The organism is Actinacidiphila sp. DG2A-62 (assembly GCF_035825295.1).
Classification (GTDB): Bacteria; Actinomycetota; Actinomycetes; order Streptomycetales; family Streptomycetaceae; genus Actinacidiphila.
The window spans coordinates 666,795-689,518 of the sequence record NZ_JAYMGI010000002.1 but is presented as its reverse complement, the minus strand read 5'-3'; the positions used below and the strand labels follow the sequence as shown (position 1 = coordinate 689,518).

Genomic DNA, 22,724 nt, shown 5'->3' with positions numbered 1-22,724 from the left:
TGTGGCGGGAGGGGGTCCTGGGCGTCAGGAGGAGGACTCGGCCATGCGCGACGGCGCGGCGTGAGGTGCGCCGGCGCTCGGCGTGTGCGCCGGGCACGCGGTGGACCGCCGTGCGGGAGCCCCACGGTGGGCGTGGCACCGCCGGGCGGCGGCCGGTGCTCGCCGGAGCGCGCGGCGGGGGAGCGGGACCGGCGCGAGGGGTGGAAACGCTGACATTTCTGTGCGGGCGGACCGCGCGCGGGGTAGGCGCGGGGGCAGGGGAAGGGGCCGGGGGCGTCGTCGTGACGCGCCGTCGCGTGTCGGGCGTGGCGGCGCCGGTACTGGCGGAGGCCGCGAACGGAGACGATTCGGCCGTCGTGTACAGGCGTTGTCGGGCGGTCACCGGGACCGGCGTGGCCCGGGGCCGGGCGTACGGGTCCGGCCGATGCCCCCTCTCGCCGCTGCTCCCGTCCCCGCCGGCTCCCGTGGCGCCGGTGGCGTACGGCTCCGCTCGCCGCCGTCCCCGCGACGGTGCGGGCGCGGCGCCGAGGCCGCCGCATGGCGCCGGACCGCAGACCGAGGAACATCGCCGGCCGCCCGGCGGCGGGCTCGCTCCGACCGTTCCGCCGCCGGACCGTACTCCTGTACGCGGGCGTCGCCGGCTGAACCCCTGACCGCGTCTGCCCAGTTCAGCGCCGGGTCCGGGCCGCGGGCAACCGGTGTCGGCGGCTGCGACGGCTGCGACGGCGCTGCGGAGCGCCCGCCCGCGGCCCCGACCCGGAGACGGCCGGTGCGGCATCCGCGCGGACGCCGCACCTTCGCACGCGCGGCGCGCTCGCGTCCCGCACGCACCGTGCCCTACCCGCCCCGCCGGTGCGCGCCGGTCCCCGGCACCGAGCCGCCCCCCGTCCCGGAAGCCGCCCGGAGCCGGCTCCGTCCTGCGGGCGCCCGATCGCCGCCCGCCTCGTCGGCCACACCGGAAAACGGCCGGAAACCCTCGCCCGCACCGCCGGCCGTCCCGCCCGCAGAGCCGCCGCAGGAACCGGACGGACGCCACCGCCGCGGGTGGACGCCATCGCCCCCGGGTGGGCGGCACTGCCCCGGTGGACGCCGTCGTCCCGGCGGGCGGCACCCCCGGACGCTGCCGCCCCGGCCGGACGGACCGCCCTGGCCCGGAGGTCGCCGGCCCGGCGTCGGGCCCCGCCCCGGCCCGGCGTCGGGCCCCGCCCCGGCCCGGCGTCGGGCCCCGCCCCGGCCCGGGGGCCGCCTCCCCCGGCCCGGAGGCCGCCTCCCCGGCCGGACGGCACCCGCGGGGGCGCCGGGTGCCGTCGAGCGCCGGCGTCGATCGTCTCGGCCGACGCCGGCCTCGGCGCGGCTGTGCGCCGGATCGCCCACGGCACCCTCGGAGAAGCTGGAAGCCGGTCAGGCTTCGCATCGTGGGACGAGTGCAGGCGATCCGGCGGAATGCGCGCACCGAGCGCGCACCGAGGAGGCGATCCGTGGAGACCCAAGTGAGGCCCGGCCGGGACGAGGTGGTGGCGAGGGCTGCCGCCCTCGCCCCGGTGCTGCGGCGCAACGCCGACTGGTCGGAGCGCAACGCGCGTCTCGCCGACGAGACCGTGCAGGCGCTCACCGACGCAGGGATCTTCCGGCTGCGGGTGCCGGCCAGGTACGGCGGCTACGAGTCCGACTGGTCGACGCTGGTCGACGTGGGCATCGAACTGGGCCGCGGCGACGGCGCGGTGGCGTTCTGCCTGGCCACCTGGTGGATCACCTCCTGGAACGTCGGGCTGTTCTCCGACGAGGCGCAGGACGAGGTCTTCGCCGATCCGGACGCACGGATCTGCGGGACGCTGGTGATCGGCGGCACCGCCGAGCCCAAGAGCGGCGGCGCCGTCGTCAACGGCACCTGGCGCTTCAACAGCGGTGCCGCGCACAGCAGCTGGAAGCTGCTGTCGGTGATGCGGCCCACCGCGGACGGCGAGCCGGAACCGGTGATGGCCGTGGTGCCGATGACCCAGCTGCGGATGCTCGACGACTGGGACTCGGCGGGACTGCGCGGCACCGGCAGCGTCACGGTGGAGGCCGAGAACGTCTTCGTGCCCACCGCGCGGATCATGAGCATCCCGGCCTTCACCCGGGGCGAGTACGACTCGCAGCTCAACGCGGGCCTGGCGATGTTCCAGGCCCCGCTGGTGACGGCGGTCGGCGCCTCCACCGGCGGCAAGAGCGTCGGCATGGCCCGCGCGGCGATCGACGACTTCCTCGCCAGGATCGCCGGGCGGCCGATCACCAACACCGACTACGAGCGGCAGATCGACGCCCCGATCACCCATCTGCAGCTGGCCGAGGCGTCGTTGAAGGTCGACGAGGCCGAGTTCCACGCGCGCAGGATCGCCGCGATGGCCGACGAGAAGGCCAAGACCGGCGAGGAGTGGACGCTGCGCGAGCGGGCGTACGCGCGGGCCATGGGCGGCCGGGTGCCGCAACTGGCCAGTGAGGCGGTGAACCTGCTGGCCGGGGCGAGCGGCGCGTCGTCGATCTACAGCGACCAGCTGATCCAGCGGATCCGCCGCAACCTCCAGGCCATCACCGTCCACTCGCTGCACCTGCCGAGCGCCACGCGCGAGCTGTACGGGCGGGTGCTGTGCGGGCTTGAGCCCAATTCGGCGTTCATCTGAGGCAGCCGGGCCCGCCGGCCGTCCCCGGCCGCCGGGCCCGTGGGCACCGCACGGAGGATCCGCCAGGAGCAGGGGGCCGGAACCGCGGTGAGCGGTTCCGGCCCCCTGCGCGCCCAGGCCCCCTGCGCGCCCAGGCCCCCTGCGCGCCCAGGCCCCCTGCGCGCCCAGGCGCCCAGGCGCCCAGGCGCCTGGGCCCCGCGGGTCAGGCGGCGCGGGCGCTCAGCACTCGCGCCATGGTCTCCGGCCGCAGCAGGGCCTGCGGCGGGTCGATCAGACCGGCGGCGCGCAGGAACGCCGTGGACAACTCCGGGTCGACCGCGGCGGCGCCCTGGAGCTTCGGCAGGTAGCTGTTGCCCATCCGCACGTCCGCGGTGCGCAGGCCCTGCACGCCGGGGAAGCCCAGGTCGGCGCCGACGGCCATCTCCCAGGGCGCGTCGGTCAGCGCCGCCACGTCGGCCATGAACCGCCGCGGCGACAGCGGGCCTTCGGCCACCTGCCGGGCCAGCAGCAGGGCCTCCATGGCGGCGACCGACATTCCCTGCGCGTAGACCGGGTTGAACACGCAGGCGGCGTCGCCGATCACGACCAGGCCCTCCGGCAGGCGGTCGAGTTCCTCGTAGCGCCGGCGGACGCTGGCCGGGAAGCGGAAGGTGGCCGGCTCGCCGAGCGGGACCGCCTTCCGGACCGCCCGGTGGATTTCCGGCACCGGCAGCGTGGCGGCATAGGCCAGGAAGCCGGCGTGGTCGGTCGGCGGCCGGTCGCCGAGGAGGCCGGTGAGCGACAGCGAGTAGCGGTCGGGCAGGCGGGCGAAGATCGCGCCGCGCGGCATGACGGGCGTGGCCACCGCGACCAGCGCGATGTCCTCGCCGATCGGGTCGGGGTCGAGCGGTCCCTCGAAGTCGCAGGTGGTGTAGGTCAGATCCATCGCCACGCGCTCCTGGCGGACCGTGCCGTAGCCCAGTTCGGCCAGCAGGCGCGGGGTGCGCGAGCCCCGGCCGGTGGCGTCCACCACCAGGTCGGCGGGCAGCACCTCCTCGGGGGAGCCGGGCCGGCGGCTGCGGACCCGTACCCCGGTGATCCGGGACGGGTCCGGCGCCTCCAGACCGACCACGTCGGTGCCGTCGCGCACGGTGACCTGCGGCAGCGCGTGCACCCTGGCCCTGATCGTGTGCTCCAGCAGCGGCCGCCCGGCCGCGACGCAGACCAGCCCCGTGCTGGTGCGCCGCATCATCCGGCCGCTGAAGTACCAGCTCACATTGGCCCCGAAGTCGCCGACCGGCGCGCCGGCCGCGGCCAGTTCGCCGGTCAGGCCCGGGAACAGCTCCTCCAGGGCCTGCTGGCCGCGGGCGAGCAGCGCGTGGATGTGGAGCCCCTGCGGGACGGCCGTGCGCGGTTCGGCCGGGCCGTGCAGATCGTCCCGGTCCACCAGGGTCACCCGCCGGTAGCGTCCGGACAGTGCGCGGGCGGCGAGCAGCCCCGCGATGCCGGCGCCCAGGACGACCGCGCGATCTGCTTTTTTCTCCACGATGGTTCCTCTCCGTCACAAAGGGTTCGGAACGTGCGGAACGGCCCTGAACACCATCCCATTCTTCACGCTAGGGAGAGATGTCCGGAATACTTCTTTCATATTGCTGTTTCCGTTTCTTCAAAAAAGCCCACTCTGTGCTGAGATTCCCCGGAACGTTCGGAGCCTGCCGAATCCGGCAATAAAGTCGTCATGGGTTCGCAGGTGAGCCGGGCGCCGGAAGGCGCAGGCGACTTCGGAGGGACGGCACGATGAAGCCCTTTCGCATCGACATTCCCGAGGCGGACCTCGCCGATCTGCGTCGGCGGCTGGCGGACACCCGCTGGACGGCGGCGTCGCCGGCCGCGGGCTGGGAGCGCGGGGTCCCGCTGGACTATCTGCGCGAACTCGCCGAGTACTGGCGCACGGAGTTCGACTGGCGGGCCGCGGAGGCCCGGCTGAACGCGTTCCCGCAGTTCGTCACCGAGATCGCCGGCACGCCGATCCACTTCCTGCACGTGCGGTCGCCCGAGCCGGACGCCACTCCGATGATCATGACGCACGGCTGGCCCGGCTCGTTCGTGGAGTTCACCGACGTCATCGGACCGCTGACCGATCCGCGCCGGTACGGCGGCGACCCGGCCGACGCGTTCCACCTGGTGATCCCCAGCCTGCCCGGCTTCGGGTTCTCCAACCCGGTGTCCGGACCCGGCTGGAGCTTCCACAAGGTGGCGGGCGCGTGGGCGGAGCTGATGAGCCGGCAGGGCTACGAACGCTATCTCGTGCAGGGCGGCGACCTGGGCACCTGGGTCGGACAGATCCTGGCCGGACTGGACTTCGAGCATGTCGCGGGGCTGCACCTGAACTTCCTCATCACGCTGCCCGGCAGCGACCCGCAGGACCTGATCGGCCTCAGCGACGTGGAGCTGCGCCGGCTCGGGCTGCTCCAGCTGTTCGGCGACGACATGTCCGCGTACATGAAGGTGCAGGCGACCAGGCCGCAGACGCTGGGCTACGCGCTGAACGACTCACCGGTCGGCCAACTCGCCTGGATCATGGAGAAGTTCCACGAGTGGGCGGACGTCCAGAAGGTCCCGGAGGACGCGGTGGACCGCGACCGCCTGCTCACCAACGCCAGCCTCTACTGGTTCACCGGCAGCGGCGCCTCCTCCGCCCACCTGTACTACGACAACGCGCCGCTGCTGCCGACCGCGCCGAACCTGCCCCCGCCGCCGCCCGCGCTGCCCACGCCACTGGCGGTCGCGGTCTTCCCGCGCGACCCCGCCCAGCCGATCCGCCGGTTCGCCGAGCGCGCCTTCAGCAACATCGTGCAGTGGAACGAGTTCGACCGCGGCGGCCACTTCGCCGCCATGGAGCAGCCGGACCTGCTGGTGGCCGACCTGCGCTCGTTCGCCGCGGCGCTGCGCCGGCGGGCCTGAGCCCGGCGCGCCCGAGCCCGGCCGCCGCGGCGGCGCCGACGACCGCAAGCCCCGCAGGACGTACCCGACCGACCGCACGGACCGAGGAGGAACGCCGTGGAGACAGAGGTGAGGCCCGACCGGGCCGAGTGGCAGGCGCGGGCAGCCGCGCTGCTGCCGGTGCTGCGCGCCCACGCCGAGTGGGGCGAGCGCAACGGCCGGCTGGCCGACGAGAGCGTGCGCGCGCTCACCGACGCCGGCATCTTCCGGATGCGGGTGCCGGCCCGCTACGGCGGCTTCGAGTGCGACACCTCCACGCTGGTGGACGTGAGCATCGAACTGGGCCGGGCGGACGGCTCGACGGCCTTCGACGTGGTCGCCTGGTGGATCATGTCCTGGAACGTCGGACTGCTGCCCGACGAGGTCCAGGACGAGGTGTTCGCCGACCCGGACGTGCGGATCTGCGGGACGTTCGCGCCCACCGCCACCGCCGAGCCGGCCGACGGCGGGATCGTGGTCAACGGCTCCTGGGCGTTCAACAGCGGTGCGGCGCACAGCAGGTGGAAGCTGCTCTCGGCGATCCTGCCGACGCCCGAAGGGCCGCTGCCGGTGATGGCGGTCGCGCCGATGAGCGCGATGCGCACGGTCGAGGACTGGGACGTCGCGGGGCTGAAGGGCACCGGCAGCGTCACCGTGACCGCGCGGGACGTCTTCGTCCCGGCGGGCTGGTACATCCCGATCCCGTCGCTGCTCCAGCAGCAGTACGCCTCCCGGCTCAACGCCGCCTCGCCGATGTTCCGCGTCCCGATGGTCGCCGCGGTGTCCGCCGCGACCTGCGGAAAGCTGGTGGGCATGGCGCGCGGCGCGGCCGAGGAGTTCCAGGAGCTGATCGCCGCAGGCCCATCACCAACACCGACTACGAGCGGCAGGCCGACGCCCCCATCACCCATCTGCAGGCGGGCGAGGCCGCGTTGAAGACCGACGAGGCGGAGTTCCACGCCCGCAAGATCGCCGCCATGGTCGACGACAAGGCGCTGAGCGGCGAACCGTGGTCGCTCCAGGAGCGCGCGTACGCCCGGGTGGCGGTCGGCCGGGTGTGCCAGCTGGCCTCCGAGGCGGTCGAGCTGCTCGCCTCGGCGAGCGGCGCGTCGTCGATCTTCGCGAACCGCCCGATCCAGCGCTTCCGCCGGGACGTCCAGGCGGTCACCATCCACGCGATGAACCTGCCGAGCACCAACCTGGAGCTGTACGGCCGGGTGCTGAGCGGTCTGGAGCCCAACTCGTTCTTCGTGTGATTGCCCGGGTGGGCCGAACGCCCGGGTCAGCCGTCCAGTTCGGCGATCCGGGCGCGCAGCGAATCGCGCTCGACCATATTCTCCGTGGTCTTCAGCGCTTCCTCGAACGCGGACCTGGCCTCGGCGGTGCGGCCCAGCCGGCGGAGGAACTCCCCGCGCGCCACGGCGCCGTAGGGGTACCCGGCCAGCTGCGGTGCGTCGGCCAGCTCCGCCAGCGCGGTCAGGCCCGCCTCGGGGCCGCGGGCGAAGCCGATGGCGACCGCGCGGTTGAGGGCGGTCACCGGGGTCGGCCAGCGCCTGATCAGCAGGTCGTAGAGCCCCACGATCTCCTGCCAGTCGGTGGCCTCCCAGGACGGCGCCTCGGCGTGCACGGCCGCGATGGCCGCGCGCAGCCCGAACCGGCCGGGCGGGCGGCGGCGCAGCGCCCTGCGCACCAGCACCAGCCCCTCGGCGATCGCCGCGCGGTCCCAGCGGGCCCGGTCCTGGTCGGCCAGCAGCACCGGCGCCCCGGAGGTGTCCAGCCGGGCCGCGCGGCGGGCGTCGGTGAGCAGGATCAGCGCCAGCAGGCCCGCCACCTCCGCGTCGCCGGGCAGCAGTTCGCGCAGCGTGCGGGCCAGGTCGGTGGCGCGGGAGATGACGTCCGCGTGCACCAGGTCCGGACCGCTCGGCGCCACGTGCCCGGTGGTGAACAGCAGGTCGACCACGGTCAGCACGGCGTCGATCCGCTCGGGCAGCTCCTCCGAGTCCGGGATCACGTACGGTATCCGGGCCGCGGCGATCTTCTTCTTCGCGCGGGTGATCCGGGCCGCCATCGTGGCCTCGCCGACCAGGAACGCCCGGGCGATCTGCGCGGTGGTCAGCCCGCACACCAGCCGCAGCGTCAGCGCCACCTGCGACTGCGGGGCCAGCGCGGGATGGCAGCAGGTGAAGATCAGCCGCAGCCGCTCGTCCGGGATGTCCTCGCCGTCCTGCGGGTCGTAGCCCGCCTCGTCCCCCGCCAGCAGCGGGATCGTGGTGCGCAGGAACGCCTCGCGGCGGATCATGTCGACGGCGCGGTTGCGCGCGGTGGTGGTCAGCCACGCGCCCGGCCGGTCCGGGATGCCGGTGTCGCCCCACGCCACCAGGGCCTTGGCATAGGCGTCCTGGACGCACTCCTCGGCCAGGTCCAGGTCGCGGGTGACCCGTACCGTCGCGGCGAGCACCAGGGCCCACTGCTTGCGGTGCGCCTCCGCGACGGCCTCGGCGACGCTCGCCCGCCTCCCCGTGGTCAACGACGGGCCCTCAGTACAGCGGCCGCACCTCGACGGCCGCGTCGCCGACCTTGCCGAAGAACGGCAGCCGCTTGGCGACCGCGAGCGCCGCGTCGAGGTCGGGGACGTCGATGATGTAGTAACCGCCGAGCGCCTCCTTGGTCTCGGCGTACGCGCCGTCGGTCACCAGGTGCCCGCCCCGGCCGTCCTCCCTGACCACCGTGGCGGTCGACGTCGGCTGCAGGTGGGCGCTGGCCACGATGACATCGGCGTGCTCGCGGTTGAAGACCTCGTGCGCCTCGTCCAGGGCGCGGTGCTCGGCCTCGTCGGCGGCGTCCCAGTCGGCCTCGTTGTCATGGATGAGCAGCAGGTACTGCGGCATGGTCGGTCCGTTCGTCCTTCCCCGTCGGTGCCGCCCGGCGGGGCGGCGGCGCTCACGAGAACTCTTCCGCGCATCGGCGGGCAGCACAAGTCCGGAACTGTCGTACCCCGGCCGACAGCCCGTTTCCGCAGGCATCGCCCGATAGACGGCAAGGAGGGAGAAAGCCGCGACATCGCCTATTCCTATGCTTTCGGTACGCGCACCCGAAAACACTGCCGAATCCGTGTGGAGGCGCACATGGGCAAGTGCCCGATCGTCCTTGACCGCACCGGTCAGGATGTACACGCCGAGGGCGAACGCATCCGGGCCCAGGGCCCGGTCACCCTGGTGGAGGTCCCGGGAGGATTCCACGCCTGGTCGATCACGAATTACGAGATCGCCAAGAGCGTTCTGGTGGACCCGCGTTTCGCGAAGAACGCCCGAGAGCACTGGCCCGCATTCATCAACGGTGAAGTGCCGCCCGACTGGGAACTCATCACCTGGGTCGTCATGGACAACATGAACACCCATGACGGCGCCGACCACGACCGGCTGCGCAAGCTGGTCTCGCACGCCTTCACGACCCGGCAGGTGGAGAAGGCCCGGCCGATGATCGAGAAGATCGTCGCCCGGCTGCTCGACGACATCGCCGCCACCCCGGCCGGCGAGCCGGTCGACGTCAAGTCCCGCTACTTCTACCCGCTCGCCGCGACGGTGATCTGCGACCTGTTCGGGGTTCCGGAGTCCGCGCGGGCCGGCGTGCTCCAGGGCTCGGTGGTCAACAGCAAGACCACCAACAGCGCCGAGCAGGCGGAGGCGAACCTGCACCAGTGGCAGTCGGCGATGACCGACCTGGTGGAGACCAAGCGGCGCGAGCCGGGCGACGACCTGACGACGACGCTGATCTCGGCGCGCGAGGAGGGCGACACTCCGCTGACCGACGAGGAGACGGTCGGCACCCTGCACCTCATGTTCGGCGCCGGCACCGAGACGGTGTCCAACGTGCTGGCGCACGCCGTGCTGGACCTGCTGACCCACCCGGACCAGCTGGAGCTGGTGCGCACCGGCCGCTACGGCTGGGACGCGGTGTTCCAGGAGACGGTCCGCAAGGAGGGGGCGGTGGCGCAGCTGCCGTTCCGCTACGCCACCGAGGACGTCGAGATCGGCGGCGTCACCGTCGCCAAGGGCGACCTGGTGCTGATCGGCTACTCGGCCATCGGCCGTGACCCGGAGCTGCACGGCGAGACCGCGGGCGAGTTCGACATCACCCGCGCGGACAAGACCAACCTCGGCTTCGGCTACGGCCCGCACCGCTGTCTGGGCATGCCGCTGGCCACGCTCCAGGCCGCGATCGCGCTGCCGGCGCTGTTCGAGCGGTTCCCCGACCTGCGGATGGCGGTCGACGTCGGGGAGCTGGAGCCCCAGGGCACCTTCATCATGAACGGCCACCGTGAGGTGCCCGTGCTGGTGTCGGCCGCTCCCGTGGCGGCCGTTCCCGTGCCGGCCGCCTGACCGGGCCGGCACACCGCGGCGCCCGTCCCGGCCGTGCGGGACGGGCGCCGCGCTCGTGCGTCACACCGGTCAGCGGGCGGCTGTGCGCTCGCGCAGGTAGTGGTCGGCGATCGACTCGTGCAGCGGTTTCCAGCCCATCTCACGCCGCGTCTTCTCCGAGCTGACCTCCTGGTCGAAGCGCATCAGCGGGCCGATCAGGCCGATCTCCGGCGGCACCGGGGCGTCCTCCGGCCAGGACACGGCGACGCCGCCGCCCACCGCCGCGGCGAGCCGGTCGACGGTGACGGTCTCGCTGACGCCGTTCCACGCGGTGCCGGGGGCCGCCTTCGCCGCCACCTCCAGATACAGCCGCGCCAGGTCCTCCACGTGCACCGCCGCCCAGCGCACGCCGGGCGCGCCGACGTAGACCCCGGCGCCGATCCGGTTCGCCAGCGGCACGAACATGTCCTGCACCACGCCGCCGCGGTTGCCGTAGATCAGCCCGGGCCGGACCACGACGCCTCCGCCGGCCAGCACCGCGCGCTCCACCTCGGCCCGCCAGCCGACGATCGGCGGCGGCTTGGGGTCGTCGTCCTCGGCGACCTCGCCGGACCCGAGCACGTCCGCGCCCGAGGTGTGGATCAGCCGGGCGCCGGAGTCCAGCAGGGCCCTCGCGCCCTCCCGCTCGATGTCGCCCTCGATGCGGCCGATCTGCACCACGAGGTCGAAGCCGCGGGCCGCGGCGGTCAGCGAGGCCGGGTCGGAAAGGTCGCCCGGCACCGCGGGGTACCGGTCGGGGACGGTGCGGCCGCCGGGCCGCTGCAGGGCCGAGACCTGGTGACCGGCCTCGGCGAAGGCCGCGGCCACATAGGCGCCTGAGTAGCCGGTGGCGCCGATGACCAGGACGCTCGTCATCGCTCTTCCCCTCCTTCGGACGGGTACGGCCGGGCGGGATGTCCGGTCGGCTGGGGCAGCCGGGCACGGCCCGGTCCTCCGCATCATCGGCCGCCGCCGCACCGCCCGGCTTCTCCGGCGCTGCCGTACGCCGCGGTGGACCGGCGGCGCGCCCATACGCGGGAATTCGGCCGCGGTGTTGTCGATTCGGCCGCGTCCCCGTTCGTCGTAGGGGTGGAGACCGGAAACGGGCTCCCGGCAGATCGCAGCACCGCCGCTCCCTATCAGGAGGTCGTCGCATGCCCAGCAGGCTCAGGGAACTGGCGGCCGCACGATGGCACATCGTGCGGCTGCTTCCCGGGGCGGCCCTGCCCTGGTCGGCGGGCTCGCACTGGTGAACGTGGCGCTCGCCGCGCTGCCGGTCGCCTTCGTCGTCACCACCAGCGTCGTGCTCGGCAAGGTGCCGGCCGCGGTCGCGGGCGGGCTGCACTCCTCGCAGTGGCACGATCTGGTCCCCGTCTTCCTCGCCGCCGCCGCGATCTTCGTGGCCCAGCAGATCCTCGCGGTCGTGCAGACCTCCCTGGGCGTGCTGCTCTCCCGCACCGTCGACGGCACGGTCATCGAGGAGCTGATGGAGGCGGCCACGCGCAGTGCCCACGTGACCTCGCTGGAGGACGAGCAGGTGGTCGCCGACCTGCGGTTCGCCGCGCGCGAGCTGGAGTTCGGCCTGCAGTTCTGGAGCCCCGGCACCGGCACGGCGGGCACGCTGGCGCTGATCGCCCGCTACGGACAACTGCTCGGCTACAGCCTGGTGATCGCGATCGCCTTCTCCTGGCCGGCCGGGATCGTGGTGGCCCTGGCCGTGGCCGGTTTCCGCGTCGGCGAGCGCGGCGGGCTGCGCCGCTACGTCCAGGCCCGGTTCGACCTCAACGGCCACGAGAACAAGGTCGAGTACATGCGCCACCTCGCGGTGCAGGCCGACGCCGGCAAGGAGATCCGGGTGTTCGGGCTGTCGGACTGGACCGGTGGCCAGATGCGCGGGGCGTACCAGGACTGGTTCACCCCGATGTGGCGGGAGCGCCGCCGCATCTACCTGTGGCCCGGCATCTTCGTCTTCGTCTTCGGACTGCTGGTGTGCGGGGCGCTGTTCGGGTACATCGGGTCCGACGCGCACGGCGCGCTGACCCTCACCGAGTTCGCCATGGTGATGCAGTCGGCGATCGGCGCGCTGCGGCTCTCGGAGTTCTACCCCGAGGCCGATCTGCAGACCGCGATCGGCAGCGTGACCTACGGGGCGGTGCGGCGGTTCGCCGCGCATGTCGAGCACGACGTCACCAGCGCCGAGCTGCGGCCGGAGCAGGCCGCCACGGCGCCCGTCCCCGAACACGACGTCCGCTTCGAGAAGGTCAGCTTCCGCTACCCCGGCACCGACCGGCCGGTCCTGGACGGCCTCGACCTGACCATCGAGGCCGGAAAGTGCACCGCCATCGTGGGGGTCAACGGCGCCGGCAAGACCACCCTGGTCAAGCTGCTGGCCCGGCTCTACGAACCGGACTCCGGCGCGGTGCTGCTGGACGGCGCCGACATCCGCTCGTACGACCTGGAGTCCTGGCGCCGCCGGCTGGCGGTGATCTTCCAGGACTACCTGCGCTACCAGCTCTCGGCCGCCGACAACGTCGCGCTGGGCTCGGTGGCCTCGGCGGACGACCGCGCCGGGGTGCGCGACGCGATCGAGGCGATGGGCGTCGCCCCCGCGCTGGACGCGCTGCCGCGCGGCATGGACACCCCGCTCGCCCCGCACCTGAGCGGTGGCGCCGGGCTGTCCGGCGGCCAGTGGCAGCGGGTGGCGCTGGCCCGGGCGGTGTTCGCGCTGCGGCACGGCTCGCCGGTGGTGGTGCTCGACGAGCCGACCGCCAGCCTGGACGCCCGCGCGGAGGCCCGCTTCTTCGACCGGTTCGCCGAGCTGACCCGCGGCGCGACCACGCTGCTGATCTCCCACCGCTTCTCCACCGTCCGGCACGCCGACCGGATCGTCGTGCTGGAGCACGGCAGGATCAGCGAGCAGGGCAGCCACGAGGAACTGCTGGCACTCGGCGGTCGCTACGCCGAGCTGTTCCGGCTCCAGGCCGACCGCTTCACCGGCGACGGCGACCCCGCCGACCTCGACGGGGACGACGGGGACGACGGGGACGACGCCGAGAACGCCACCGACGAGCCGGACGAGGTGCTGCTGTGAGAGAGATCGTCAGTTGCGCGCGCACGCTGACCGCCATCGGCTGGCGCACCGACAAGCGCAAGTTCTCGGTGGCCGTCGCGCTGATGCTCGCCTTCACCCTGTCCACCCCGCTGCTCGCGGTCACGCTCGGCCGGATGACCGACGCGATGATGGACGGCCGCGACGGTGAGGCGGCCGCGACCGGGGTGCTCGTCGCCCTGTTCGCCGTGCTCGCCCTGGCCTTCGGGCACTTCGGGCCCATCGCGTACTTCGAGCTGTCCGAGCTGGCCGAACTGGACTTCCACGAGACGCTGCTGCGGATCTCCAACGGCTCCCCGGGCATCGAGCACCACGAACGCGCCGAGCACGCGGACACGCTGTCGGTGCTGTACGAGGAGAGCGGCCAGCTCCGGATGAGCCTGGAGGCGCTGCTCAACGGCGTCGGGCTGCTGCTGTCCATCGTGTTCGGCTCGGTGATCCTCGCCCAGCAGAGCCCGCTGCTGCTGTTGCTGCCGGTCGCCGCGCTGGTGCCGCTGGCCACCGGCCGACTGGCCGAACGGGTGCTGGACCGGGCGAAGACCACGGTCGCCGAGCCCACCCGGCTGGCCCTCAACCTCTTCCAGCTCACCACCACCGCCCGGTACGCCGGCGAGCTGCGGGTCTTCGGCGTCGGACCGGAACTGCGCAGGCGGCACGCCGAGCTGTGGCGGACCGGCACCCGCGGCCTGGCCCGCGCACACCTCCGGGCGATGGCCCTGCGCGCGGCCGGCCAGGTCTTCTTCGGCCTGACCTACGTCGGGGCGGTGCTGATCGTGGTGCGCGGCGCGATCTCCGGCCACCGCAGCGTCGGCGACGTGGTGCTGGTGATCGCGCTGGCCACGCAGGTCAACGGCCAGGTGACGGCGGCGGTGACCTTCCTGCAGAACCTGCAGCGGATGGCCGGCGCGTTCCGCCGGATCGAGCTGCTGCGGGCGGCCGTCGACGAGACCGGCCGGGTCCCCGCCGACCGGCCGGCCCCCCAGCGGCTGCGCGACGGCATCCGCCTGGAAGGGGTCGGCTTCCGCTACCCCGACAGCCCGGGCGAGGCGCTCGCGGACGTCGACCTGACGCTGGCCGCCGGCAGCACCGTGGCGATCGTCGGCGAGAACGGCGCGGGCAAGTCCACGCTGGTCAAGCTGCTGTGCGGGTTCTACCGCCCGTCCAGCGGCCGCATCCTGGTGGACGGCACCGACCTCCAGCGGATGCCGATCGAGGACTGGCGCCGCCGGATCGCCGCCGGCTTCCAGGACTTCGTGCGGTACGAGATCCGGGCGCTGGAAGCGGTCGGGGTCGGCGACGTGCCCCGCGTCGAGGACGAGTCGGCGGTCCGCACCGCGCTCGGCCGGTCCAGTGCCGAGGGCGTGGTGGACCGGCTGGAGGAGGGCCTGGCCACCCAGCTGGGCACCTCATGGGCGGACGGCGCGGAACTGTCCGGCGGCCAGTGGCAGAAGCTCGCGCTGGCCCGGGCGATGATGCGCGACGACCCGCTGCTCCTGGTGCTGGACGAGCCGACCTCCGCGCTCGACGCGCAGGCCGAGCACGACCTGTTCCTGAAGTACGCCGAGCGCGCCAAACAGGCCGGCGCCGAGTCGGGCGCGGTCACCGTGCTGATCTCGCACCGGTTCTCCACCGTGCGGATGGCCGACGTCATCGTCGTGGTCGGCGACGGCCGGCTGCTGGAGGTCGGCGACCACGAGGCGCTGATGGCCGCGGGCGGCACATACGCCGAGATGTTCGCCATCCAGGCGGAGGCGTACCGCTGAGCGCCCGCTGCACGAACCCCCCTTTCACCGGAAGAAGAGAGAAGGACGATGGACAATCCCGTGGTCTCCAGGGCCGAATGGCTGGCGGCCCGCAAGGACCTGCTCGCCAAGGAGGCCGAACTCGCCAGGACCCGGCAGGAGCTGATCGAGGCCCGGCGGAAGCTGCCGATGACGGAGGTGACGAAGGAGTACCGCTTCGAGGGCCCGGACGGCCAGGTGGGTCTGGCCGACCTCTTCGAGGGCCGGCGCCAGCTGATCGTCTACCACTTCATGTTCGACCCGCAGTGGTCCGAGGGCTGCAAGCACTGCTCGCTGATCCTGGACAACGTCGGGCACCTGTCCCACATCAACGCCCTCAACACCACGTTCGCGCTCGCCTCGCGCGCGCCGTACGAGAAGATCGCGGCCTTCCGCGAGCGGATGGGCTGGTCCGTGCCGTGGTACTCGGTCGACGGCCCGGACTTCAACCGCGACTTCCACGTGGCGCTCGGCGACGCCTACAACCCGGAGGAGATGGGCGACCCGGACGACCCCTCCCGGTTCCTGGAGGGCGAGGCCGGGGTGTTCGTCCGCGAGGGCGACCGCATCCTGCACGCGTACTCGACCTACGACGGCGGCATCGAGATCGACCTGCTGCACGGCACGTTCAACCTGCTCGACATGACGCCGCTGGGGCGGCAGGACGACGCGCCGGGCCGGCCGTGGCTGTTCCACCACGACCGCTACCCGCAGGAGGCGCTGGCCGGCCGCTGACCGATGGCCTCCGGGGGCGGACCGCACACCGAGGCGCTCCGCCCCCGGGCACGTTGCAGACCCGGGCCCGTCACGAACCAGAGCGGAGAACACCATGTCCAGGCGCGACCTGCGGGTTTCCGTCGTCATCGCCACCTACAACGCCGCAGACCTGCTGGCCGAGACGCTCGGCCACCTGACCCGCCAGACCCTGCCCAGCACCGCGTTCGAGGTGATCGTCGGCGACGACGGGTCCAGCGACGGCACCGAAGCGGTGGTGCGGTCCTTCGCCGACCGCCTGCAGATCAAGTACTACTTCCAGGAGGACCGCGGGTTCCGCGCCGGCGCCGCCCGCAACGGCGCGGCCCGGCTGGCCGCGGCGCCGCTGCTGGTCTTCCTCGACACCGGCCACTTCCCCGGGCCGGGCTTCCTGCAGGCGCATCTGGCCGCGCACCCGCCGGGCCGGCCGCGGCGCGCGGTGATCGGCCCGAGCTGGGGTTACAACCCGCCGGCGCCGATGGAGGGGCTGGCCGCGATCGTGGAGAGCATGACGCCGCAGGACGCGGTGGCCGCCTACCGCGACGTGCCGGCGTTCCAGGACATCCGGCAGCCCGCGCTGGAGGCGGTCGGCTTCGACATGACGAAGCTGCTGGTGCCCTGGCAGATCTTCTGGGCCGCGAACTGCTCGGTGCACGCGGACGACTTCCGCAGGACCGGCGGCTTCGACGAGACGTTCCACGGCTGGGGCGGCGAGGACCAGGACCTCGGCTACCGCCTGCACAAGCTCGGGCTGACCTTCCACTACACCGACGACGCCTGGAACCTGGCCTACCCGCACGGCCGCGACCACCCGGCGAACGAGCGGACCTTCGAGGCCAACACCCGCATGATCACGGCCAAGCTCCCCGAGCCGCCGCTCGAACTGGGCTACGGCCTGATGATCGGCAAGGACGAGTACTGGCCCTGGGAGGAGGAGTACCGCGCGTTCGTCCGCTGGCGCGACGAGGTGCGGGGGACGGACGTCGCCGACGAGATCGCCAAGGCGGTCGCCGATCTCGCGGACGGTGAGCGGATCGCGGTCTTCGGCAGCGGCGGGGTGCTGCCGGCCGGCCTGGACTCGGCGGTGCTGGTGGAGTTCGACCAGGAGCTGCTGGACCGCGCGCTGGAGACCGGCGACCACTCCGGGTACTGGGCCATCGGCATCAAGACGACGCTGGCGGACGACACCGTCGACACCGTCGTCATCACCTCGCGGCTGGCCGGGCTGTGGGAGTCGTGGGGCGAGCTGATCCTCGCCGAGGCCCGGCGGGTCGGCGACCGGGTGCGCGTCTTCGACGGCGCGGCCGGCTGACGGCCGTTTCCCGTGCGGGTCGCACGGGGGCCCGCACAAGCAGGCGGCCGGGACGCGGAGTCCGCGTCCCGGCCGCACTGTGCGCTACGGGCGCCGGGCCGATGCCGCTGCCGACGCGGGCCCGGTGTCGGTACCGGCGCCGTCCCCCTCAGCGTGAGCGGAGCGTGCCGTCGGTGCCGAGCCTGCTCAGCACCTCGACCAGGGCGGAGGTCGCCCGGTCGGCCTCCTCGTCGGTCAGCACCAGCGGGGGGCCCATGACGACCGTCGAGCCGTAGTCGCGGACCAGCACGCCGTGCACGTCCTGGAGTTCGTCGATGGCCGCGATCACCGCCGGGTTGGGCAGGTTCTCCCGAGTGGCGCGGTCGGTGACCAGTTCGACACCGATCATCGCGCCGACCTGTCGGATGTCGCCGACGACCGGCAGATCGGCGGCCGGGGCCAGCCCGCGGGCCAGCCGCTCGCCCACCGCGGAGGCCCGCTCGACCAGCTTCTCGCCGGCCAGCAGGTCGAGATTGGCGAGCGCCACCGCCGCGGCGACCGGATGGCCGTAGTAGGTGTGGCCGTGGAAGAAGTGGGTGTCGCCGCCGCTGATCGCGGAGCCGATGTCGTCGCGCATCAGGACCGCGCCCAGCGGGGCGTAGCCGCTGGTGATGCCCTTGGCGGTGATCACCACGTCGGGGTCCATGCCGTTGTGCGCGGACTGGAACCACTCGCCGGAGCGGCCGAAGCCGGTGATCACCTCGTCGGCGACGAGCAGGATGCCGTGGGCGCTGAGGAGCTCGCGGACCCGCGGCCAGTAGTCGGCCGGCGGGGCGATGGCGCCCGCGCCGCCGAGCACCGGCTCGCCGATCATCGCGGCGATCCGGTCGGCGCCGATCCGCGCGATCGTCTCCTCCAGCTCGCGCAGCAGGAAGTCGCTGGGGTCCTGCCCGCCGTACAGCTCGGCGTGGTACGGCATCGGCGAACCGACCTTGGCGATGTGCGGCAGGGTCGGGCCGACCGCGTACTGCATGTCGTCGAAGCCGGTGACGCTGCCGCTGCCCAGCGTGGAGCCGTGGTAGCTGCCGTAGCGGCCGATGATCCAGGTGCGTTCCGGGTTGCCCTGCTCGAAGTGGTAGCGGCGGACGATCTTCACCGCGGTGTCGGTGCCCTCGGAGCCGCCCGAGGTGAAGAACACCTTGTTGAGGTCGCCCGGGGACAGCTCCGCGAGCCGGGCGGCCAGATGGACGGCACGGTCGTTGGAGTACTCGCGCCAGCAGGAGAAGAACTCCAGCGTGCCGGTCTGGTCGGCGCTCGCCTGCGCCAGCTCCGGACGGCCGTGGCCGACCTGGGCCAGCCAGTTGCCGCCGCCCATCATGTCCAGGTAGTCCCGGCCCGTGGTGTCCCACACGGTGCTGCCGCTGCCGCGGGAGAAGACGTGGCGGCCGGGCCGCAGCACGGTCTGGTGCGGGTGGATCAAGTGCCGGCGGTCGAGGTCCTCAAGTGCCGCTGCGTCCGCCGCCGTGAGAGGCGCGGTCGAGGTGGTCGACATCATCGTGCCCTTCCTGACCACCGGGAGGCGGTCGCATCGGCCCGCGCGGGCGGTCAACCCGTCCCTTGCGACAGTAGGCGCGCCCCGCGCCGCGGCCTTCTCCGAGACTGCCGGGAGAGCCGCCGCGGCCCGCGGGAGCGCGGGCGACCCGCGATCGGGGGGCCGGACGGCACGCCTGACAGAGCACGCTGGAAGTCGATCGGCGCACAACCGCCGTGGACCATACGGAAGAGTCCACACCGGTGAGGTTCGTGACGGGAGAGCATATGTACGACTACGTCATCGTCGGCGGCGGCTCCGCCGGCAGCGTACTGGCCGCCCGGCTGAGCGAGGACCCGGGTGTCACCGTCTGCCTGGTGGAGGCCGGGCCGGCGGACCACGACCCGAACATCCGGGTGCCTATCGACTCGCCCAAGCTCTTCCGGACCCACCAGGACTGGGACCTGGACAGCCACCCCGAGGCGGGGGCCGAGGGCCGCCGCGTCTACCTGCCGCGCGGCCGGGTCCTCGGCGGCTCCGGGGCGCTCAACGGCATGGTCTACGTCCGCGGCGCCCGCAGCGACTACGACGGCTGGGGGCAGCCCGGCTGGTCCTACGAGGAGCTGCTGCCCTACTTCCTGCGCTCGGAGGACAACGAGCGCGGCGCCTCCCCCTTCCACGGCGTCGGCGGCCCGATGGCCGTCTCGGACGCCCGGTCGCGCAACCCCAGCGCGCTCGCCTTCGTCGACGCCGCGGTCGAGGCCGGCCACCGCGCCACCGACGACTTCAACGGCCCCGATCAGGAGGGCTTCGGGCTGTTCCAGCTGACCCAGCGCGACGGCGAGCGGGTCAACTCCTCGATCGCCTTCCTGCGGCCGGCGCTGTCCCGGCCCAACCTGACCGTGGAGACCAACGTCCACGTGACTCGGGTGGTCATCGAGCACGGCCGGGCCCGCGCGGTCCGCGGCCGCCGGCTGGAGGAGGAGGTGGAGTTCCCGGCAGCGCGCGAAGTGGTGCTGGCCGCCGGCGCGTTCGGCTCGCCGCAGCTGCTGATGCTGTCCGGCGTCGGCGACGCGGACGAACTGCGCGCCCTGGGGCTCGACGTGGTGCTGGACCAGCCGGAGGTCGGCCGCAACCTCCAGGACCACCCGCACGTCTGGCTCGGCTTCGCCCACCCGCACCCGATCAGCCTGATCTCCGCCCGCGACCCGCGCAACGTCGAGGAGTACCAGGCGCACCGCACCGGGCCGCTGACCTCCAACGGCCCGGAGTCCGGCGGCTTCGTCCGGTCCCGGCCCGGACTCGCGGCGCCCGACCTGCAGTTCCAGTGCCTGCCGGTGCTGCTGCTCGACGGCGGGCTGACCCCGCCGCCCGGCCACGGCATCAGCTTCGGGGCGAGTGTGCTGCGGCCGCTCAGCCGCGGCCGGCTCGCCCTCGCCTCGGACCAGCCGACCGCCAAGCCGCGGATCGTCTTCGACTACTTCGCGGAGCCGGCCGACCTGGACACGGCGGCCACCGGGGTCCGCATCGGTCTGGAGATCTCCCGGCAGAGCGCGCTCAAGACGTACACGCAGACCCCGTACGCGGTGCCGGACTCGGAGTCGGACGCCGACGTCCGCGCGTTCGTCCGGCGCCATGTGCAGTCGTTGCACCACCCGGTGGGCACCTGCGCGATGGGCGCCGTGGTCGACGCGGAACTGCGCGTGCGCGGCGTCGAGGGGCTGCGCGTCGCGGACGCCTCGGTCATCCCGCTGCTGGTGAGCGGCAACACGAACGCGCCGACGGTGGCGATCGCGGAGAAGGCGGCGGACCTCATCCTGGGGCGGCCGGCGTTGCCGCGGGCCTCGGTCGCGGCGGCCTGAGCCCGGCAGGGCGCCCGTACGGGCGGGCCGTCGTCCCCGACGACGACCCGCCCGTACCGGCCCTAGCGTCCGGCCAGGGCCTGCACGATCGGCGCGCTGGTCTCCGGGTCGTCGAGGACGACCGAGCAGATGCCGAACCGCTCGCGCATCTCGGTGAACTTCGCCACGATGCCGCGCACCGTGCCGATGAAGACGTGCGGGGAGTCCATGACCTCCTCGACCGTCAGCTCGACGCCGGTGGCGTGCCGGATGACGTCGGCGCGGCGGCCCGCCTCGCCGCGGGCGTCGCTGGTGATCACCAGCGGGCCGAAGACGGTGTACGTGTTCAGCTCCAGCGTGTCGAAGCGGTCGCCCGCGGCCTCCCGGATCCACCGGACCTTCTCCTCGGTGGCCGCGGCGGTCATCGTGCGCGCGTCCGGCTTCGGGTCGCTCTGGTCGCCGGGCAGCATGCGCGGCGAGAGGCCGACGCCCTGCGCCTCGCGTGCGGCGAGCGACAGCACCTTGCGGCTGCCGCCGCCGATGAAGAAGGGCGGGTGCGGGCGCTGCACGGGCTTCGGCGGTCCGTCGTGCGCGGTGATCCGGTAGTGCTCGCCGTCGAAGGAGAACGGGCCGGGCCCGAAGCACCCCTTCAGCACGGCCACCGCCTCGGCGAGCCGCGCGATCCGGGTGCCCACCGGCTCGAACGGCAGCCCGAGGGCCAGGTGTTCCGGCTTGTTCCAGCCCGCCCCGATCCCCACCCGCAGCCGGCCCCGGACAGCACGTCCAGCGTGGCCAACTCCTGTGCGAGCACCGCGGGATGACGCAGTGCGGCGTTGAACACGAAGGCGCCGAGCCGCAACCGCTCCGTGGCAGCCGCCGCGGTCGCCAGCACCGGGACCGGCGCGAGCTGCTCGACGACGTGGTCGTTGACGATGAGTTCGTCGTACCCGATGGATTCCGCCTGGCGCGCGAACGCGGCGAGCTTCGCCCCGTCGAACCAGCCCTGCGGCGGTGTGAGGAACCGGAAGGGATGCATGCGCCCATCGTCGGCGAGCGGCGGCGGGGCCGACATCCGCCGCATTGCCCTCTTGCGCACCGGGCCGGGACGCGTACCGGGCCGGGAAACGCGGTGGGCCCGGACGCGTACCGGACGGCCCGCGCGGCGGCACGCGGAGAGCGGCGGGCGGGGCAACCACGAAGGTGGCGCGCGGATCCGCGGTTGCGACGATGGGATGCCGGTGCCCGGTCCCGGGTCGGCGTGACGAGAGGACAGGTCCTGCGATGGCGACGAACCGGTCCGCCTTCTCCCTCGACGTGCTGACGCGCGGCGGTGCGCGGGCGGTCGTCGTCGCCGACTTCCGGCCGGTGTCCTCGGCGCCGCGGCTCGCCGAGCGACTGGCGGCAGCCGTGCGCGGCGAGGCGGCCGAGGCCGAGGACGAGGGCCGGCATCCGGGCCGGGACGGCGGCGAGCGGCCCGGTGACGCGCGCGCGTCGCAGGCCGCCGCGCCCGCCGCCGAGGTGACGATCTGCCAGCTGGACCCGGCGCGGGACTTCGCCCGGAGCCTGGACGACGATCCGCGGGCGCCGTCGCTCGACGAGGCGGCGGCCCACTACGCGGAGCTGATCCGGGAAGCCTGCCCGCACCAGGACGTGACGATCGCGGCGGACTGCAGCGCGTCCGCCCTGGCGCTGCGGATCGCCGCGGCCCTGGAGACCCCGCAGCCGTCCGCCGAACGCGACGGCGGCCCTCCGGGGCGGACGGCGGTCGTGCTGCTGCGGCCGGTGTGGCCGGACACCGCGCTGGTGCGCGAGATCCTCGACGAGTTGCGCGCCGAGGTGAGGTCGGGGCTGCGCGGGGCGACCGCGGCGGCGACGCCTGAGCTGGCGGGCGGTCCCGACGCCGCGCTCGACGCCGCGCTGGACGTCCTGCGCGCGGACCTCGACGCGCTGGCCGCCCAGCACGGCATCGACCCGCGCGGCCGGACGATCGCCGACCTGTACGGCCGCTACCGCGGCTGGCTGGGCTACCTGCTCGCCGCCCGCGAGGCGCTCCGCGCCCCTTGGCCGTCCACCGCTCCGGCCGTCCACCGCCCCGGCCGGGAAACCGGCCCCGGTCCGGACGCCGGCCCGTCCGCCGGCGGTGATGCCTTCCCGACCCCGCGGGTCTGGGTGGAGCCCGGAGGCTCGACGGACCACGCGCGCGGTCCCTGGTTCGCCGGCGCCGCGTACCCGGTGACCGAGGTGCGCGCGCCCGAGGGGGCGCCGTGGCCAGGCCCGGACCTCCCGCGCCTGCTCCTGGCCGCGGCCGACGCGCCGGCCGGCCGCGGCGCGACCGTCGCCGTCGACGGCGCCACGGCCGGGACGCGCGCGCCGGCGTGACCCCTGTTCCGTACGCCGAGC

At 73.8% G+C, this 22,724-nt stretch carries 16 protein-coding genes and 1 pseudogene; 11 read left to right on the top strand and 6 right to left on the bottom strand.

Annotated elements, in window-relative coordinates; all coding sequences use genetic code 11:
• Window positions 1-1,478: 1,478 nt before the first annotated feature.
• Window positions 1,479-2,660 carry an acyl-CoA dehydrogenase family protein gene (locus tag VSR01_RS03420; protein WP_326447798.1) on the top strand — a complete coding sequence of 394 codons (1,182 nt, stop codon included), beginning with the start codon at window positions 1,479-1,481 and terminating at the stop codon, window positions 2,658-2,660.
• Between the two features lie 202 nt (window positions 2,661-2,862).
• Here VSR01_RS03420 and VSR01_RS03415 read toward each other — a convergent pair whose 3' ends face one another.
• Window positions 2,863-4,185, bottom strand: coding sequence for an FAD-dependent oxidoreductase (locus VSR01_RS03415; protein ID WP_326447797.1), 1,323 nt, complete (start codon window positions 4,183-4,185; stop codon window positions 2,863-2,865).
• 251 nt (window positions 4,186-4,436) lie between these two features.
• Here VSR01_RS03415 and VSR01_RS03410 point away from each other — a divergent pair, with 251 nt between their 5' ends.
• The 3 genes from VSR01_RS03410 (at window position 4,437) to VSR01_RS03400 (ending at window position 6,877) form a co-directional block, all read left to right on the top strand.
• Window positions 4,437-5,603: an epoxide hydrolase family protein gene (locus VSR01_RS03410; RefSeq protein ID WP_326447796.1), complete on the top strand. Its 1,167-nt coding sequence runs from the start codon at window positions 4,437-4,439 to the stop codon at window positions 5,601-5,603.
• Window positions 5,604-5,699: 96 nt separating this feature from the next.
• Window positions 5,700-6,557, top strand: a complete 858-nt coding sequence (locus VSR01_RS03405; RefSeq protein WP_326447795.1) for an acyl-CoA dehydrogenase family protein — start codon at window positions 5,700-5,702, stop codon at window positions 6,555-6,557.
• Window positions 6,485-6,877, top strand: a complete 393-nt coding sequence (locus tag VSR01_RS03400) for a hypothetical protein (RefSeq protein ID WP_326453479.1) — start codon at window positions 6,485-6,487, stop codon at window positions 6,875-6,877. Before VSR01_RS03405 ends, VSR01_RS03400 begins: the two co-directional genes overlap by 73 nt.
• 26 nt (window positions 6,878-6,903) lie before the next feature.
• On the opposite strand, the gene VSR01_RS03395 is transcribed toward VSR01_RS03400, so the two are convergent.
• Both VSR01_RS03395 and VSR01_RS03390 read right to left on the bottom strand, forming a co-directional pair.
• Entirely contained in the window at window positions 6,904-8,148 is a 1,245-nt protein-coding gene (locus VSR01_RS03395; protein ID WP_326447794.1) for an RNA polymerase sigma factor, read from the bottom strand.
• 10 nt (window positions 8,149-8,158) lie between these two features.
• On the bottom strand, window positions 8,159-8,509 hold the full coding sequence (locus tag VSR01_RS03390; protein ID WP_326447793.1) for a YciI family protein: 351 nt from the start codon (window positions 8,507-8,509) through the stop codon (window positions 8,159-8,161).
• 237 nt (window positions 8,510-8,746) lie between these two features.
• On the opposite strand from VSR01_RS03390, the gene VSR01_RS03385 reads away from it, so the two are divergent.
• Entirely contained in the window at window positions 8,747-10,000 is a 1,254-nt protein-coding gene (locus VSR01_RS03385; RefSeq protein WP_326447792.1) for a cytochrome P450 family protein, read from the top strand.
• 69 nt (window positions 10,001-10,069) lie between these two features.
• Here VSR01_RS03385 and VSR01_RS03380 read toward each other — a convergent pair whose 3' ends face one another.
• Entirely contained in the window at window positions 10,070-10,894 is an 825-nt protein-coding gene (locus VSR01_RS03380; RefSeq protein WP_326447791.1) for an NAD-dependent epimerase/dehydratase family protein, read from the bottom strand.
• A gap of 373 nt (window positions 10,895-11,267) precedes the next feature.
• Between VSR01_RS03380 and VSR01_RS03375 the strand changes: the two genes are divergently transcribed.
• From VSR01_RS03375 to VSR01_RS03360, 4 genes are all read left to right on the top strand, one after another.
• Entirely contained in the window at window positions 11,268-13,109 is a 1,842-nt protein-coding gene (locus tag VSR01_RS03375; RefSeq protein ID WP_326447790.1) for an ABC transporter ATP-binding protein, read from the top strand.
• Complete coding sequence (locus VSR01_RS03370; RefSeq protein WP_326447789.1) at window positions 13,106-14,890, top strand: ABC transporter ATP-binding protein; 1,785 nt, start codon at window positions 13,106-13,108, stop codon at window positions 14,888-14,890. Before VSR01_RS03375 ends, VSR01_RS03370 begins: the two co-directional genes overlap by 4 nt.
• A gap of 48 nt (window positions 14,891-14,938) precedes the next feature.
• Window positions 14,939-15,643, top strand: coding sequence for a DUF899 domain-containing protein (locus tag VSR01_RS03365; RefSeq protein ID WP_326447788.1), 705 nt, complete (start codon window positions 14,939-14,941; stop codon window positions 15,641-15,643).
• Window positions 15,644-15,737: 94 nt separating this feature from the next.
• Entirely contained in the window at window positions 15,738-16,973 is a 1,236-nt protein-coding gene (locus VSR01_RS03360) for a glycosyltransferase (RefSeq protein ID WP_326447787.1), read from the top strand.
• Between the two features lie 148 nt (window positions 16,974-17,121).
• Here the strand turns inward: VSR01_RS03360 and VSR01_RS03355 are convergent, their stop codons facing one another.
• Complete coding sequence (locus VSR01_RS03355; RefSeq protein ID WP_326447786.1) at window positions 17,122-18,507, bottom strand: aminotransferase family protein; 1,386 nt, start codon at window positions 18,505-18,507, stop codon at window positions 17,122-17,124.
• A gap of 248 nt (window positions 18,508-18,755) precedes the next feature.
• Here VSR01_RS03355 and VSR01_RS03350 point away from each other — a divergent pair, with 248 nt between their 5' ends.
• Window positions 18,756-20,345: a GMC family oxidoreductase gene (locus VSR01_RS03350; protein ID WP_326447785.1), complete on the top strand. Its 1,590-nt coding sequence runs from the start codon at window positions 18,756-18,758 to the stop codon at window positions 20,343-20,345.
• 62 nt (window positions 20,346-20,407) lie between these two features.
• Here VSR01_RS03350 and VSR01_RS03345 read toward each other — a convergent pair.
• Window positions 20,408-21,360, bottom strand: a pseudogene (locus tag VSR01_RS03345) (TIGR03621 family F420-dependent LLM class oxidoreductase).
• Window positions 21,361-21,605: 245 nt separating this feature from the next.
• Here VSR01_RS03345 and VSR01_RS03340 point away from each other — a divergent pair.
• Complete coding sequence (locus VSR01_RS03340) at window positions 21,606-22,703, top strand: hypothetical protein (RefSeq protein WP_326447784.1); 1,098 nt, start codon at window positions 21,606-21,608, stop codon at window positions 22,701-22,703.
• Window positions 22,704-22,724 lie beyond the last annotated feature (21 nt).

Coding starts and splice junctions, on each gene's coding strand:
- VSR01_RS03385 (WP_326447792.1), top strand. CDS start 8,747: ATGGGCAAGTGCCCGATCGTCCTTGACCGCACCGGTCAGGATGTACAC.
- VSR01_RS03410 (WP_326447796.1), top strand. CDS start 4,437: ATGAAGCCCTTTCGCATCGACATTCCCGAGGCGGACCTCGCCGATCTG.
- VSR01_RS03360 (WP_326447787.1), top strand. CDS start 15,738: ATGTCCAGGCGCGACCTGCGGGTTTCCGTCGTCATCGCCACCTACAAC.
- VSR01_RS03365 (WP_326447788.1), top strand. CDS start 14,939: ATGGACAATCCCGTGGTCTCCAGGGCCGAATGGCTGGCGGCCCGCAAG.
- VSR01_RS03355 (WP_326447786.1), bottom strand. CDS start 18,507: ATGATGTCGACCACCTCGACCGCGCCTCTCACGGCGGCGGACGCAGCG.
- VSR01_RS03340 (WP_326447784.1), top strand. CDS start 21,606: ATGGCGACGAACCGGTCCGCCTTCTCCCTCGACGTGCTGACGCGCGGC.
- VSR01_RS03390 (WP_326447793.1), bottom strand. CDS start 8,509: ATGCCGCAGTACCTGCTGCTCATCCATGACAACGAGGCCGACTGGGAC.
- VSR01_RS03380 (WP_326447791.1), bottom strand. CDS start 10,894: ATGACGAGCGTCCTGGTCATCGGCGCCACCGGCTACTCAGGCGCCTAT.